This is a genomic window from Skermania sp. ID1734 (genome assembly GCF_007489285.1).
Taxonomy (GTDB): domain Bacteria; phylum Actinomycetota; class Actinomycetes; order Mycobacteriales; family Mycobacteriaceae; genus ID1734.
In genome coordinates this window covers 191,919-206,401 of the sequence record NZ_VLIY01000006.1, presented here as the reverse complement: position 1 = coordinate 206,401, position 14,483 = coordinate 191,919, and the positions used below count along the sequence as shown (strand labels likewise).

General features: G+C 65.7%; 16 protein-coding genes and 1 tRNA gene. 9 read left to right on the top strand and 8 right to left on the bottom strand.

Annotation, left to right across the window (positions count from 1 at the left end):
• Positions 1-149 precede the first annotated feature (149 nt).
• The 4 genes from FOS14_RS09730 (at position 150) to FOS14_RS24695 (ending at position 2,891) form a co-directional block, all read left to right on the top strand.
• Entirely contained in the window at positions 150-1,412 is a 1,263-nt protein-coding gene (locus FOS14_RS09730) for an NADH:flavin oxidoreductase/NADH oxidase family protein (RefSeq protein WP_143770088.1), read from the top strand.
• A gap of 301 nt (positions 1,413-1,713) precedes the next feature.
• A complete protein-coding gene (locus tag FOS14_RS09725) occupies positions 1,714-2,106 on the top strand; it encodes a hypothetical protein (RefSeq protein WP_143770087.1) in 393 nt (130 codons plus the stop codon).
• Positions 2,107-2,344: 238 nt separating this feature from the next.
• On the top strand, positions 2,345-2,629 hold the full coding sequence (locus FOS14_RS09720; protein WP_143770086.1) for a hypothetical protein: 285 nt from the start codon (positions 2,345-2,347) through the stop codon (positions 2,627-2,629).
• Positions 2,630-2,714: 85 nt separating this feature from the next.
• Positions 2,715-2,891 carry a hypothetical protein gene (locus FOS14_RS24695; RefSeq protein ID WP_185981709.1) on the top strand — a complete coding sequence of 59 codons (177 nt, stop codon included), beginning with the start codon at positions 2,715-2,717 and terminating at the stop codon, positions 2,889-2,891.
• Between the two features lie 89 nt (positions 2,892-2,980).
• Here FOS14_RS24695 and FOS14_RS09715 read toward each other — a convergent pair.
• Positions 2,981-3,053 (bottom strand) — tRNA-Asn (locus tag FOS14_RS09715).
• A gap of 235 nt (positions 3,054-3,288) precedes the next feature.
• Between FOS14_RS09715 and FOS14_RS09710 the strand changes: the two genes are divergently transcribed.
• Complete coding sequence (locus FOS14_RS09710; protein WP_143770085.1) at positions 3,289-3,540, top strand: hypothetical protein; 252 nt, start codon at positions 3,289-3,291, stop codon at positions 3,538-3,540.
• Here the strand turns inward: FOS14_RS09710 and dnaG are convergent.
• From dnaG to FOS14_RS09695, 3 genes are read right to left on the bottom strand one after another with little or no spacing between them, the layout of a single operon-like run.
• Positions 3,537-5,438, bottom strand: coding sequence for a DNA primase (dnaG, locus tag FOS14_RS09705; RefSeq protein ID WP_143770084.1), 1,902 nt, complete (start codon positions 5,436-5,438; stop codon positions 3,537-3,539). The two genes, FOS14_RS09710 and dnaG, sit on opposite strands and share 4 nt — an antisense overlap.
• A gap of 23 nt (positions 5,439-5,461) precedes the next feature.
• Positions 5,462-6,703 (bottom strand): deoxyguanosinetriphosphate triphosphohydrolase, encoded by a 1,242-nt coding sequence (locus tag FOS14_RS09700; protein ID WP_143770083.1) that lies wholly within the window; start codon positions 6,701-6,703, stop codon positions 5,462-5,464.
• On the bottom strand, positions 6,700-7,353 hold the full coding sequence (locus FOS14_RS09695; protein ID WP_143770187.1) for a YdcF family protein: 654 nt from the start codon (positions 7,351-7,353) through the stop codon (positions 6,700-6,702). Before FOS14_RS09695 ends, FOS14_RS09700 begins: the two co-directional genes overlap by 4 nt.
• Before the next feature lie 165 nt (positions 7,354-7,518).
• On the opposite strand from FOS14_RS09695, the gene FOS14_RS09690 reads away from it, so the two are divergent.
• Positions 7,519-9,486, top strand: coding sequence for a TPM domain-containing protein (locus FOS14_RS09690; RefSeq protein WP_143770082.1), 1,968 nt, complete (start codon positions 7,519-7,521; stop codon positions 9,484-9,486).
• A 118-nt stretch (positions 9,487-9,604) separates the two neighbouring features.
• The gene (locus FOS14_RS09685) at positions 9,605-10,078 is read left to right on the top strand and encodes a nitroreductase family deazaflavin-dependent oxidoreductase (protein WP_255450198.1); all 474 of its coding nucleotides are present in this window, start codon (positions 9,605-9,607) and stop codon (positions 10,076-10,078) included.
• A gap of 9 nt (positions 10,079-10,087) precedes the next feature.
• Here the strand turns inward: FOS14_RS09685 and FOS14_RS09680 are convergent, their stop codons facing one another.
• Positions 10,088-11,473, bottom strand: a complete 1,386-nt coding sequence (locus tag FOS14_RS09680; RefSeq protein ID WP_143770081.1) for a glycine--tRNA ligase — start codon at positions 11,471-11,473, stop codon at positions 10,088-10,090.
• 303 nt (positions 11,474-11,776) lie between these two features.
• Between FOS14_RS09680 and FOS14_RS09675 the strand changes: the two genes are divergently transcribed.
• Together FOS14_RS09675 and FOS14_RS09670 are read left to right on the top strand one after the other, a co-directional pair.
• On the top strand, positions 11,777-12,103 hold the full coding sequence (locus FOS14_RS09675; protein WP_255450219.1) for a helix-turn-helix transcriptional regulator: 327 nt from the start codon (positions 11,777-11,779) through the stop codon (positions 12,101-12,103).
• 4 nt (positions 12,104-12,107) lie between these two features.
• Positions 12,108-12,500 (top strand): Fur family transcriptional regulator, encoded by a 393-nt coding sequence (locus FOS14_RS09670; RefSeq protein WP_255450197.1) that lies wholly within the window; start codon positions 12,108-12,110, stop codon positions 12,498-12,500.
• A gap of 3 nt (positions 12,501-12,503) precedes the next feature.
• On the opposite strand, the gene FOS14_RS09665 is transcribed toward FOS14_RS09670, so the two are convergent.
• From FOS14_RS09665 to recO, 3 genes are read right to left on the bottom strand one after another with little or no spacing between them, the layout of a single operon-like run.
• Positions 12,504-12,905 (bottom strand): YbjN domain-containing protein, encoded by a 402-nt coding sequence (locus tag FOS14_RS09665; RefSeq protein ID WP_370512200.1) that lies wholly within the window; start codon positions 12,903-12,905, stop codon positions 12,504-12,506.
• Positions 12,898-13,710: an isoprenyl transferase gene (locus tag FOS14_RS09660; RefSeq protein ID WP_143770077.1), complete on the bottom strand. Its 813-nt coding sequence runs from the start codon at positions 13,708-13,710 to the stop codon at positions 12,898-12,900. Before FOS14_RS09660 ends, FOS14_RS09665 begins: the two co-directional genes overlap by 8 nt.
• The gene (gene recO, locus FOS14_RS09655; protein ID WP_143770076.1) at positions 13,676-14,479 is read right to left on the bottom strand and encodes a DNA repair protein RecO; all 804 of its coding nucleotides are present in this window, start codon (positions 14,477-14,479) and stop codon (positions 13,676-13,678) included. Before recO ends, FOS14_RS09660 begins: the two co-directional genes overlap by 35 nt.
• Positions 14,480-14,483 lie beyond the last annotated feature (4 nt).

Here is a 14,483-nt window from a genome sequence, read left to right as displayed (position 1 = left end):
CTTTGGAAGTAGTTCCATTACTAGATTTACCTACATCCACGTGACGCTGCGCACATCTCCGCTTCAGTTTCGCAGTCTATGTTGACGACGCTTACATCTGCAAATACGCTATGTGTACACCGCAAACATTGATTGATCGAAGGATTCCGATGACATCCACGATGTTCAGCCCGCTCACGCTGCCGAACGGTTCGGTCTTGCGAAACCGCCTGGTGAAGGCGGCTATGGAGGAAAACATGGCGGGCGACGGCCAGCTGCCCACCAAGCGCATCCGTCGCCTCTACGAGCGGTGGAGCGATGGCGGCGTCGGGCTGATCATCACCGGCAATGTGATGGTTCACGCCGAAGCATTGACCGGTCCGGCCGGGATCGTGCTCGACGCGGACTCACCGCTCGAGCCGTTCCGGCAGTGGGCAGACGCCGCGCACCGCGGTGGCGCGAAGGTGTGGATGCAGATCAATCATCCCGGCCGTCAGGTCCGCGCCGACATGCCCGGTGTCGCGTGGGGGCCGTCGGCGATCCGTGTAGACATCGGCAAGCAAAGCAAGCGATTCGCCGAGCCGGTCGAGATGACCGCCGAGCAAATCGAAGCGACGGTCCTCCGGTTCGCCGAAACTGCGCACCGAGCCGAACTCGCCGGATTCGACGGTGTCGAAATCCATGCCGCACACGGCTACCTGCTCTCGCAGTTCCTCTCCCCCCTCGCCAACAAGCGCACCGACCGGTGGGGCGGAACGCTGGAGAATCGGGCGCGTCTGCTGCTGGACGTGGTCCGCGCCGTGCGTTCGAGGGTCGGCGCCGACTTTGCCGTCGCGGTGAAGCTCAACTCTGCCGACTTCCAGCGCGGGGGCTTCGACGCCGACGACGCCGGCCGGGTGATCGCCATGCTCGAACCGCTCGGGGTCGACCTGGTCGAACTGTCAGGCGGCAGCTACGAAAGCCCGGCAATGTCAGGCCGATCGGCAGACTCGCGAACGCTCGCACGCGAAGCGTACTTCCTCGAACTCGCCGCTGAACTGGCGCAATCCAGTCCCCTGCCACTGCTTTTGACGGGCGGCATTGCCCGCCGCCCGATCGCTGCGGAAGTACTCGAGAGCGGCATCGACCTCGTCGGGATGGGCACCGCGCTGGCCGTCGACCCCGAACTGCCGAACAAGTGGCGCGATAGCGGCGATGCCGTTGTGCAGCTGGCACCGGTCAGGATCGACGACAAAGCCGTCGCTTCCGCAGCAAGCATGGCACGCGTTCGCCAGCAACTGCGGCGCCTAGGCACCGGGCGAGCTCCGCGGCCGGGTATCAATCCGAAGCTGGCGCTCGCCAAGGAAACAGCGCACCAGAAGCTCGCGCTGCGTCGGTATCGAAGCTGGCTCGAGAGTCGGGTAACCGACGGCGCGACGCTCGAACGTGTTTGAACGACACACGCGTTCCGCGAATCGGCCCGCTAATTAGGACTTCGACGCATCACCACATCACTTCGGTCAACGACCGAAGTGATGTGCCACCTGCCAGCCTGCGATTTTGGTAGCAGTGAAGGGGTTTGGCGCTTCGTGCGCAACGCCGATCGACATCCCTAGTCTCCTGGCACCCGGCTGTGTGTTGGCATAGCGGTCCGCACGTTTTCGCATGACACCTGTCGGCGTTTTCCGATGTGACCGTTTTGTGTAGCGTCCTGTGTTTATGGGTGTGATGTATCCTGTGTTCAGGAGGTCTCTCATGACGTTGGCAGATCAGCGACCCGATCTAATCGCATACGCGGAAGCCACCCGCATGAGCGCGGCCGAACTTGTCACGGCGCTGCGGGGCATGCTGGGCGCCAAACTCGTGGCCTATCTGGGTGGGGTGAAGGAGACCCGCGCGGTTCGCCAGTGGGCCGAAGGCACACGAACGATCGCCAGTCCGGTCGACCAAGAGCGGCTGCGCATCGCATACCGAGCGGCCCGCATGATTACCGAACGCGACAGACCAGAAGTCGCACAAGTCTGGTTCCAGGGCCTCAACCCCACACTCGACGACCGATCCCCAGCCTGGCTGCTTCGCGAAGGTGCACTCGACGAAGTCGGCCCCCAAGTGCTAGCCGCCGCACGCCAATTCGCCTCCGTCGGATGAGGTGCGGCGACGAATTGCGCTCCACCACAACTGAATTCGGGAACCTAGTGTGCACCCGGCTCGAACACGAACTGGTGCACCGAATTCAGTCGCCGGCGGAACCCTCCCCGACTCATGGAGGCAGCCTCGACTGGCCGCCACCGCGGCGCTGAGCGGCTGGTTCGTCCTCCCCGGTCACGTGGAGTCTCTGCCTACGCTGCGAGCGAAGTTTCTGCCCCTGGCAGTGCATCTTGGGCTATTGGACGTCGACGCAGCCGCCATCCGCGACAGCCGACCGCGTGAACTCACCCAAGCCATGTCGAGCTGGTTTTATACCCAACCCAGCCCCGCCGGAGGGGATCTGACCGGCGTCGGATTCCAGTCCCGCCATGGCGACCGCATCCATCTGTGGGCCGGTCTACGAGCGCTCCGGCGACCCACCCGTGTCCCCAACCTCGTACCGATGACCGAAACCGCCATCAGCCGCGACGATCCTGATCTAGTCACGGCGATGGCCATACACAGGCTGACCTGGGCGACCTGAACACCGCGCGCCAGGTCCGGCGCGCACTTCGCCCGTCGTGCGATCGCGAGGTGTCTTCGAAATATTTCGGGCGGAACGAGCGTTGGTGAGCCGGTCCTCAGTCACCGTCCCGGAGTGGTGCCCATCCCGACTGCCCGTCCAGCAGGATGCTGACCCGGCGATGACCCAACGCAAGTACATGGCACGGGGTCGCGCCCACCCGCAGGCCGCCGCAGCGTTGGACCGCGCAGTCGCCGGCGTCGAAGCACGCCCGACGAATTAGTGTCCCTTTAATGACACCTTCGCCGTATCTGGTACGAAAATCGCCCCCTGACTCAGCGTCGTTCACACTGGTCAGAGGGCGTTTCCCTGCTCCCCCGGCTGGACTCGAACCAGCAACCGTCCGATTAACAGTCGGATGCTCTGCCAATTGAGCTACAGGGGAATATCCACCCGCCGCCGTGCGGTGGGCCGGAGACAGACTTTAGCCTATGGCCGCGACCCTTCCCAAATTGCCCGTGGGTCCCGCAGGCCACAGATGAGGCGGAGATGAACGACAATCGCTCGTTCGTCGGAGCCGACCGGGCGCGGGCGTCCCGCAACGCACAACCGGGTGCGAATCGACACACTTGCCTGCTGTCGGGCAGGATGGACGAGATCGCGGATCGGAGGAGCGCCGGATGATGAAGTTGCTGATCGGGGTTGCCGCTGGGTACGTGCTGGGTGCGCGGGCCGGTCGGGCACGATATGAGCAGATCAGCAAGACTGCGCGCGCCGTGTCCACGAGTCCGGTCACCCGCAAGCTTGTCAATGCCGGCCGGCAGAAGCTCTCCGATTCACTCAGCACGCAGCCGAAGCTGGAACCGCTGCGCCCGCTCCACGAGGAGACGACCATTCTCGTGCCGCACGAGCATTTGCGAAAGCAGGCCTAACCGACCGCGAAGTCGTCCGAGTTGCCCATTGCCTGCTCGAGCAGGCTCCGTCGGTACTGCTCCAAAGCGACCAGGTCTCCGAACAAGGCGTGATACTCGTCGGGCTGCTCCCCCGGTGAGATCCGCTGCAGTTTGGATTTCAGCTCGGCCACCTGCGCGCCGACCCACACCTCCTGCAACCGGGCCAGCACACCCGTGACGAATCGGGGCACAGCATCCTCGGAGGTCGGCAGCGGCTCGACGGCCAACTCCATCACCAGCGATCGCACGGCCAGATCATCGACCTGGTCCGCCACCGCATTCATCCAAGCACTGCCGGAAAGGCCTGCGGCCGTTCCTCCGGCCCCGGCGATGGCCGCGCGGATCGCACCGTACGCCGGGTGCGTAAAGGACTCGGGCGGCAGCGAATCGAAGACCGTGCCCGCTATTGCGGGATATTGCAACGCCACCTTCAGGGCGTTGCGTTGCGGCAGCAGCACCGGGTCGTTCGCGCTCGGATGCGGCGCCACGCTCTCCGCGCGCCGGCCGGTACTGCGGACCGCGGCACCGCCGTTGGCGCGTTCGGTTCGTCCCGCCTCCTCGCGCACCCGGCGCAGCACCGTAGGAATGTCGTCCCAGCCGACCCAGCCGGCGAGTTGGCGCGCGTAGTCGTCGCGCAGTGCCCGGTCTTTGATACGAGCCACCATCGGCACCGTCCGGCGCAGCGCCTCTACCCGGCCTTCACCGGTGTCCAAGTCGTATTCGCCGAGTACGGCCTGGATGGCGAACTTGAACATCGGCACCCGCCGCGCCACTAGGTCACGCAGCGCCGCGTCGCCCGAGCGCTGCCGGAGCTCGCAGGGATCCAAACCATCTGGGGCAACGGCCACAAACGTTTTGCCGGCCATCTTCTGGTCGCCCTCGAAAGCCTTCAAGGCCGCGGCCCGCCCCGCTTCGTCGCCGTCGAAGGTGTAGATGAGCTCGCCGCGATACCAGCTGTCGTCCATCAACAGCCGGCGCAGCAGGGCGAGATGGTCCTCGCCGAAGGCGGTTCCGCATGCTGCCACAGCGGTTTTCACACCTGCCAGGTGCATGGCCATCACGTCGGTGTAGCCCTCGACCACAACGGCCTGATGCCCCTTGGCGATCTCGCGCTTAGCGTGGTCGAGCCCGAACAAAACCTGAGACTTCTTGTACAACAACGTTTCCGGCGTGTTGACGTATTTGCCGGGCATGGTGTCGTCGTCGAACAGCTTGCGCGCGCCGAAGCCGATAATGTCGCCGGCGAGGTTGCGGATCGGCCACAACAGCCGACGGTGGAAGCGGTCGATCGGACCCCGCTTACCCTGCTTGGAAAGGCCTGCGGCCTCAAGTTCGGAAAACTCGAAACCCTTGCGCAGCAGGTGCTTTGTCAGAGTGTCCCAACCATCGGGCGCATAGCCGCAGCCAAACGCAGCGGCGGCAGCACCGTCGAAGTTGCGGTCGGTCAGGTACTTTCGGGCTGCGGCTGCGTCCGGCTCACGCAACCTCGCGGCGTAAAACTCCTGCGCCGCAGCGTTGGCGGCGACCAGGCGGGCACGGGTGCCGCGGTCGCGCTGCACGGAGGTTCCGCCGCCCTCGTAGCTGATGGTGTAGCCGAGCCGGTCGGCAAGCTGCTCAACCGCTTCGACGAAGCTGATGTGCTCGATCTTCTGCAGGAACGAATACACGTCCCCGCCCTCACCGCAACCGAAGCAGTGAAAGGTGCCGTGATTGGGGCGGACGTGGAATGACGGTGTCTTCTCGTCATGGAACGGGCACAAGCCCATCATCGAGTCGCCGCGCGGCGCCCGTAGCGACACGTATTCGCCCACGACGTCTTCGATCCGCACGCGCTCGCGGACCGCTGCAATGTCGCGATCAGGGATGCGTCCGGGCACGTGGGCAGTCTAGGCGCGATCGCTCAGCCGCGAGCCAGCGCCTCCAGGCGGCCCTCGGTATAGGAGGCGATCTGATCGACGATTGCGCGCACGCGCGCCCGATCGTCCTCAGCGTCATTCCAGGCCGGCAAGAGAGCCGGATCTAGCCCGTGCGGCGCTGATTCGAGCAGCCCGGCGGCCACGCGGTGAATCAACTCCCGCTGCTCTTCCTGGCGAATCCGGTGCCCGGCGTCGGACATCACGTAACGCAACGCGACGGTCTTGAGCATGGCCACCTCGGCTGCGACGATCGCCGGCACCACCAGATCCGCGTCATACCTGGTCAGCGGGTGTCCCCCGCCCTCGGCGCGAGTGCCACTGACCGCCGCGGTGGCGAACCGGCCGACGAGCTCGCTGGTCAGCCGCTTGAGTGCGACTGATGCGGCGACGGTGCCGTCGTATTTCGACACGGCCGCCACCACCGGCAGCGTCGACAGTCGTTGCGCCGCCTCCACCAGATCGTCTTCAGCCAGGTGCGGATGTCCGACGGTCCCGAGCCGAGCCAGTGCCCGTTGCTCGTCGGGATCGGCGAGCGCGCGCAGGTCGATGCGGCCCGCAATGACGCCGTCCTCCACATCGTGAACCGAATAGGCGACGTCATCCGCCCAGTCCATGATCTGCGCCTCGAGGCAACGGACCCTGTCGGCAGTGCCGGCACGCACCCACGCCAGCCGATCGGCGTCCTCGTCGTACGCGCCGAACTTCGATCCCGGACCGGTCCTGAGCCAGGGGTATTTCGTCGCTGCATCGAGTGCGGCGCGAGTCAGATTCAATCCGGCGCTGTCCCCATTGGCGTCCAGCACCTTGGGCTCGAGACGGGTGAGGATGCGCAGGTTTTGCGCGTTGCCCTCGAACCCGCCGTAGGCGTCGGCGAATTCATCCAGCGCCTTCTCCCCGTTGTGCCCGTAGGGCGGGTGGCCGATGTCGTGCGCCAGCCCAGCCAGGTCCACGAGGTCGGGATCACAGCCCAATCCGTCGGCAATGCTGCGACCGATCTGGGCCACCTCCAGTGAGTGCGTCAGCCTGGTGCGCGGGGTGTCGCCTTCGCGTGGGCCCATGACCTGGGTCTTGTCCGCGAGTCGGCGCAATGCGGCCGAGTGCAGCACCCGGGCACGGTCGCGGGAAAAGTCGGTGCGATGGTTCGCGCTAGTGCCGGGGACGCCCGCAGACTTCGGTGCTTCCGCCACCAACCGCTGCCGGTCGTGTTCGGTGTACGCCACGCTCACTGCCCTGCCGTGTATTTGAAGTCGGCGGAGAAGTGGGTGAGCTGGTACCAGAGCAACGCACCGGTCTCTCGGGCGATCCCGTGCGCCTGCGACTCGCGCGTCAGCACCGCGGGCCCATGCCGCGTCGGCGACGCCCACGCTTCCAACCCGTCGTCGCGAGCCATGGTCCGGGCGCGCAGCGAATGCCACGGGTCGCTGACCACCACCACCGAGCTCAGATCCCGCTTCCGCATCTCCGCGGCGACGGCCTCGATGCTCTTGAGCGTGTCGGAACCGGTCTCGACGGCGACGATGTTTCCGGCTGGTACGCCTGCGTCAACGAGATACATCTTCCCGGAGGCGGCCTCGGTGTACTCGTCGCCGGGTTGCTTGCCGCCGACGGTGATCACCAGAGGCGCGACACCTTTTTTGAACAGGGCGGCGCCCTGGTCCAGCCGAGCTTCGAACACCGACGACGGCGTACCGGAATACTGCGCGGCACCGAGGACGACGATCGCATCGGCTGGGGTGTCGTTGTTGATCCGCGCCACTTGCCACACCCGGATCGCAGTGCCGCCGACAAGGACGATCCCGATCAGCAGCGCGCCGAACACCAACCGGCCCGACCATCGGGCCAGCGCCGAGCCGAAACCGCCGCGCCTTTCGGGCATCGCGGGCTGGTTTACGTACTCAACGTCTGCCGATCTCACGGGTCAAGTCTGCCAGTCGGTGCGCCGAGGACCCGGCAGCGAGGCTGCGCGTCCGCGCGACAACAGGCAGAGACGACCCCCGGAGACAATGCGACAGACCGGACAATTGCGGATAAGTTCGACCTCATGCCGTCGTCTGTGTGGCCCCGCTTGGCCGGCCTGCTTCTGCTGCTCGGCGCGTTGACGCTGGCCAGCCCGACCATCGGTCGCGCAGACCCGCCCCAGCGACTGCCCACTCAGGTCACCGACGAGGTAGCTGCGCTCGATGCCGCCGGACGCGCGCAGGTGCAACGCGCGATAGACGCCCTCTACACCGACCACAAGGTGCGACTCTGGGTGGTTTACGTCGCCGACTTCGCCGGCCAAGGCCCGCAGGACTGGGCGGCGCAGACCGTCGCGATGTCGGGGCTGGGCGACCGTGATGTGTTGCTCGCGGTGGCGATCAAGGACCGGGCCTACTACTTCGACGTTCCGTCGGGCCTGGCCAACGTAGGCAGCGGCGACATCGACGACATCACGATCAACGCGATCGAGCCGGCTCTGCACCAAGGCGATTGGGCGGGAGCTGCAGTGGCGACGGCAGCTGGCCTCAGTACGGCAATGGCAGGCAACGGATTTCCGATCGGGCCGGTGGCGATCGGCGGGGCGGTCGTAGTCGTCGGCGCTGGCGGGGTGATGCTCTACCGCCGCAAGCGCAACCGCGACCGAGCCCGCGCAGATCTCGACCGGGCGCGGCACGTCGACCCGCGGGACGCAGATGCCCTTGCCGCCCTTGCGCTACCCGCGCTTGATCAGCGGGCGAAAGACATGCTCGTACAGATGGACAACGCTGCGCACAGCACTGCAGAGGAACTTGACATCGCCCGTTCGGAATTCGGTGATGCTGCGGTGCAACCGTTCGTCACCGCGTTCGAGCAGGCGAAAAGCACTCTGGCGCGGGCATTCGCAATCCGTCAACGCCTCGATGACGCCGTGCCCGAGACGGCCGAGGAGCGACGGCACATGTTGGTAGAACTGATCACCACGTGCGCCACCGCGGGTGACGAGCTCAGCGCCAAGGTCAAAGAATTCGACGACATGCGCGACCTGCTCATCGACGCTCCGCAGCGCCTGGATGCGCTCACCCAGCGGGTCGTCGAAATCACCACGCGCATCCCCGAATCGGAAGCAACACTGATGCGACTGAGCGGCGAGTTCCCTGCGCCAGCACTGGCGCCGGTGCACGACAACGTGCGGATCGCTCGCGAACGCCTTGCCCTCGCCGAACAGGCCATGGCGTCGGCGCGCGAGTCGATAGCGCTGCCGCCGGGTCGACAGGGGCCCGCGGTGGACGCCATACGATCCGCCGAAAGCGCGTTGTCGCAATGCGTTTCGCTACTCGACGCGGTCGACCATGCGGGCGAGAACATCCGGCATGCTATCGCCGCGCTGCCCTCGGCGCTCGACGATGCGAGGCGTGATATCGCCGCGGCAACAACACTTTCCGCCTACGGTGGTGGACCGCTCGCACTCGCCAGGGCGAGTGCCGAGCAGGCGATCGCGCGGGCCGAGGCGGCGAAGGATACCGACCCCCTCGGTAGTTTCACCGCACTCGCCGCCGCGGACGTCGAACTCGACAAGGCACTGGCTGCTGCCGGTACTGCGCAGCGCGATGCCCAACGTCTGCAACAACAGATCGACCAAGCCCTCAGCACCGCGAACGCTCAGATAGCTGCGGCCAGCGACTACATCGCCACCAGGCGCGGAGCCGTCAATGCCCAGGCACGCACCCGCCTTGCCGAAGCGCAACGGCAACTCACGCAGGCACAGCAAGTCCGCAACGCCGACCGATCGGCCGCGCTCAGTCACGCCCAGTCCGCTGCACAACTCGCCTCCCGCGCGCTCATGGTCGCCCAGGCGGATGTGGCGCAATGGCAGAGTCGCGCGCCATCGTCGAGTTCGGGTTCCGACGCCGGGGCGGTTCTCGGCGGGATTTTGTTGGACAGCTTCCTGCGCGGCTCAATGCGTGGCCGCGGCGGTTACGGCGGTTACCGAGGCGGCTCATCCGGCGGTTCGAGCAGTTCTGGGCGGATGGGTCGAGGTGGCCGGTTCTAGACGCAGGTCGAGCTAGTCGAAATGCACATCGTCCGCGCAAAATCGCGTGCAATTCGACTAGCTCACGGGTGGGCATGGGCACACCCAGCCAACCGTGGCGACTGGCTAGCCTTGATTAGTGCTTACCAACCCGTTACCGCGCTTCGCCCGATACCTCGCCACCCACGAGTGGGTGATGCGCATGCGGCCACTCATCATGCGGCTCGAGGCGTTCGTGCGCTGGCTTACCCGCGGCCGGATGGGCGTGCTCGATGTCGCGGGATTGCCGTCGGTACAACTGACTGTTCCAGGACGAAAGACGGGCATCCCCCGTACGACGCCACTGCTTTACGTGCCCGACGGCGATCGCAAGCTGCTCGTCGGCTCCGGCTGGGGCGAGGTGAAGCATCCGGCGTGGTCGGCGAACCTGAAGGCCGCCACGAACGTCGGCATCCGCGAACGCGGCCAGCAAACCGCAGCCACCTCACGTTTGCTCGAGGGTGTCGAGCGCAAAGAGGCGTGGAACACCGCGGTCAAGTTCTGGCCCGGCTATGAGATGGAGCATCGGCGTTCGGGCGGACGAGAGTTCCGCATCTTCGAGATTCGGGTCTAGCGGCCCTTCTCAAGCTCCGATCAAGCGCTGCGCCAGGTAACCCGGCACCTGGTCGAGCGCGACCCGGTCCTGCTCCATCGAGTCGCGCTCACGCACGGTGACCGCCTGGTCGTCGAGGGTGTCGAAGTCGACCGTGATGCAGAACGGGGTACCGATCTCGTCCTGACGACGGTAACGGCGCCCGATCGCACCGGCATCGTCGAAGTCGACGTTCCAGAACTGACGCAATGCAGTGGCGAGATCACGCGCTTTCGGCGTCAGATCGGCGTTGCGGCTCAGCGGCAGAACTGCGGCCTTGATGGGCGCGAGTCGGCGATCCAGTCTCAGAACGGTCCGTTTGTCGACGCCGCCCTTGGCATTCGGCGCCTCGTCTTCGGCGTAGGCGTCGACCAGGAAAGCCATCAACGAGCGCGTCAGGCCGGCCGCCGGCTCGATGACGTAGGGAATGTAGCGCTCGCCGGTGACCTGGTCGAAGTAGCTCAGTTCGGTGCCGGAATGCTTCGAATGAGTAGTGAGGTCGAAGTCGGTCCGGTTGGCGACACCCTCGAGCTCGCCCCACTCGCTGCCCTGGAAGCAGAAGCGGTACTCGATATCCACCGTGCGCGTCGAGTAGTGCGACAGCTTTTCTTTCGGGTGCTCGTACAGACGCAGGTTCTTCGGGTCGATGCCGAGGCCGGTGTACCAGTCGAGGCGGGTGTCGATCCAGTACTGATGCCACTGTTCGTCCTCGCCCGGCTTGACGAAGAATTCCATCTCCATCTGCTCGAACTCGCGGGTGCGGAAGATGAAGTTGCCGGGGGTGATCTCGTTGCGGAAGCTCTTGCCGATCTGGGCGATGCCGAACGGCGGCTTCTTGCGCGAAGTGGTCAGCACATTCGCGAAGTTGACGAAGATGCCCTGCGCGGTTTCCGGGCGCAGGTAATGCAGGCCCTCTTCGTTGTCGACCGGGCCCAGGAAGGTCTTGAGCAGGCCCGAGAACGGCTTTGGTTCGGTCCACTGCCCGGGTTCACCGGTCTCCGGGTCACGGATGTCGGCCAAGCCGTTGGCCGGCGGGTGGCCGTGTTTCTCCTCGTAGGCCTCGATCAGGTGGTCGGCGCGGTAGCGCTTGTGGGTGATCAACGACTCGACGAGCGGATCCGTGAACGTCTCGACGTGACCGGACGCTTCCCACACCTGACGCGGCAGGATCACCGACGAGTCGAGGCCGACCACATCGTCGCGGCCGGTGACGATCGAGCGCCACCACTGCTTCTTGATGTTTTCCTTGAGCTCTACTCCGAGGGGACCGTAATCCCACGCCGACTTGGTACCGCCGTAGATCTCGCCGCACGGATAGACCAGACCTCTGCGCTTGGCCAGGTTGGCGACGGTGTCGATCTTGGACTTAGGTGCCACGGTGTCGGTACTCCATCTCGGTGCGGTGCGTGCCGGTACGCGCCCCAAGCGTATCGGCGCAGCACACGATGGTTGTCGGATGGTCGCCGTATCGGTGCTCGAACCTGCCCGTCGCCTCTGCTCAGCCGTCCAACCCCCGTGCGTGAAACTTCACGCTCCCGCGTGAAGTTTCACGCACGGGGGTTGGGGTGCGCCCACCGCATGTTTGACATGCACAAATCGGCATACCAACATGGAATTGATTTGCAATAAGGCCAGTAGTGGAGGATTCAATTGGGCACCGTCGGCCACGAGCCAGGCACCGTGGGCGCCGATCACTACCCCGAGATACCGGTTTCACCGCCGCCGCCCAAAGCGACTCTCGACTCCGCGGGCGAAATTTTGCGCGCCCTCGCGGCGCCGGTCCGCATCGCGATAGTTCTGCAGCTCCAGGCGTCGCCGCGCTGCGTGCACGAACTTGTCGGCGCACTCGGCGTCGCGCAGCCACTGATCAGCCAGCATCTGCGGGTGCTCAAGGCCGCAGGAATCGTGCGCGGCAACCGGACCGGTCGTGAGGTTCTTTACGAACTCGCCGACGAGCATCTTGCGCACATAGTCGTCGATGCGGTCGCCCACGCCGAGGAAGGCTGAGCGGTTGACCGAGCGGACACGCACTCGCAGCACCCGCCAGCGCAGCGCCATCTCGGCACTGCTCGACGACATCGACGAATTCCGATCGGCGCAGGAACTCCATGACGAACTGCGCAGACGCGGCGACGGCATCGGGCTCACCACCGTTTACCGCACGCTGCAAACCCTCGCCGACGCCGGCACCGTCGACGTATTGCGCACGGACACAGGAGAATCCGTGTACCGCCGGTGCTCGTCGGGGCACCACCATCACCTGGTCTGCCGCAAGTGCGGCTACACCGTGGAGGTCGAAGGCCCGACTGTCGAGCAGTGGTCGCAGTCGATCGCCGACAAGCACGGCTTCACACAGGTGAGTCATACAGTCGAGGTCTTCGGCGTGTGCAACAAGTGCAGCTGACCCTTACGGCAGCAACCCCTGCCGGCTGCGATCCGCACCGGAAAGCACCAGCAGCAGCATCGTCGTCAACGCTTCATCGCTGAGGCCGACCGCCGGAAACGTGTAGCGCATGATGACGTCGGCGAGTTTGCCGTTGCCGATGATGGTGATCGTGCCGAACTGCAGCGCGTTGTTGCGGTCTGCCACCCGCTTGTGCAACGCCGGTCGCAGCGGCCGGTCCCACGCGAGTACGCATGTCATGGAGAGCACGTCGAGCCCCGGCGACAAGGTCACGGCCCGCAACGAACACAGCGCGCCGCCGTATTCGAAACCCAGCGACCCGTCGTCGTTGACCCGCACCTCCATCAGCGCCGCGAGCGCGGCACGGGCACGTTCCTGCAGTTCTTCGGCAGCCAGGTCACTCATCGTCATCGTCCTTCACGCCGCCGAAGCGTCGGTCACGGGAGGCATATTCCACACACGCGGCCCACAGATCACGTCGGTCGAAATCGGGAAAAAGCTTGTCCTGGAACACGAATTCGGCATATGCGGACTGCCACAGCATGAAGTTCGAGGTGCGTAACTCCCCGGACGGCCGCAGAAACAGGTCGACGTCGGGCATCTCGGGCTCGTCGAGATAGCGCGCGAAAGTGGACTCGGTGATTCGCTCGGGGTCGAGTTGACCGGCCGCGGCACGTCGCGCGATTTCGCGTGCGGCGTCGGCGATTTCGGCCCGACCCCCGTAGTTGACGCACATGGTCAGGGTCATGACGTCGTTGTCTTTCGTCAGCTCCTCGGCAACCTCGAGCTCCTTGATTACGCTGCGCCACAACCGCGGCCGACGCCCAGCCCAGCGCACCCGCACACCCATGGCGTGCATTTCGTCGCGGCGGCGGCGGATGACGTCGCGGTTGAATCCCATGAGGAAGCGCACCTCTTCAGGACTTCGGCGCCAGTTCTCGGTGGAGAACGCGTACGCGGAAAGCCATTTCACGCCGATCTCGATGCAGCCCTCGACGGTGTCCATGAGCACCGCCTCGCCGCGCTCGTGCCCGGCGGTGCGCGGCAGTCCGCGCTCCTGTGCCCACCGGCCGTTGCCGTCCATGACCAGCGCGACATGTTGTGGCACCAGTTCCGGTTGCAGTCGCGGCGGCCGGGCGCCGGACGGGTGTGGGCTCGGTGGCCGGATGGTGCGGCTAGGCGCTGCTAGCGGTTCGCGGCGTCGAATCACGGTCCCTATCCTGCCCGACCGCGATTTCCGCGTGGGGCTGATGGCGCTCGATCAACGGCAGGGTGCGCAGTTGCCGTTCGAGGTGCCACTGCAGGTGCGCCGCGGTCAGGCCGCTGGCCTGACGCTGGACCGATTCGGAGATCGTCTCGGTGAAGGCCCAATCGCCGCGACGCAAGGCCTCCATCAGGTCGAGCACGCCGGGTGAGGGTATCGCCGATCCGGCGGGCCGGCAGTGCACGCACACCGCTCCCCCGGCGGCCACGTGGAATGCCCGATGCGGTCCGGGCGTGGCGCACCGCGCGCACTCGTCCAGCGCCGGCGCCCAGCCGGAAATCCCCATGGCCCGCAACAGGTATGCGTCGAGGATCAGTTGCGCGGGCCGGTGCCGCTCACTCATCGCCCGCAGCGCCCCGACCGTGAGGTGGTGCAGACGCGGGGCCGGTGCGCGTTCTTCGCCGGAAAGCCGCTCCGCGGTCTCGAGCACGGCACAGGCGGTGGTGTAGCGGCCGTAGTCGTTGACGATGTCGCCGGCGAACGCGTCCACGGTGTGCACCTGGGTGACTATGTCGAGATTGCGGCCCGGATGCAGTTGCAGGTCGATATGCGCGAACGGCTCGAGCCGCGCGCCGAACTTCGACTTTGTGCGCCGCACACCCTTGGCGACCGCGCGGACCAGCCCGTGCTGCTGGGTGAGCAGCGTGACGATCCGGTCCGCCTCGCCGAGCTTATGCTGCCGCAAGACAACTGCATTGTCTCGATACGGCCGCATTGGT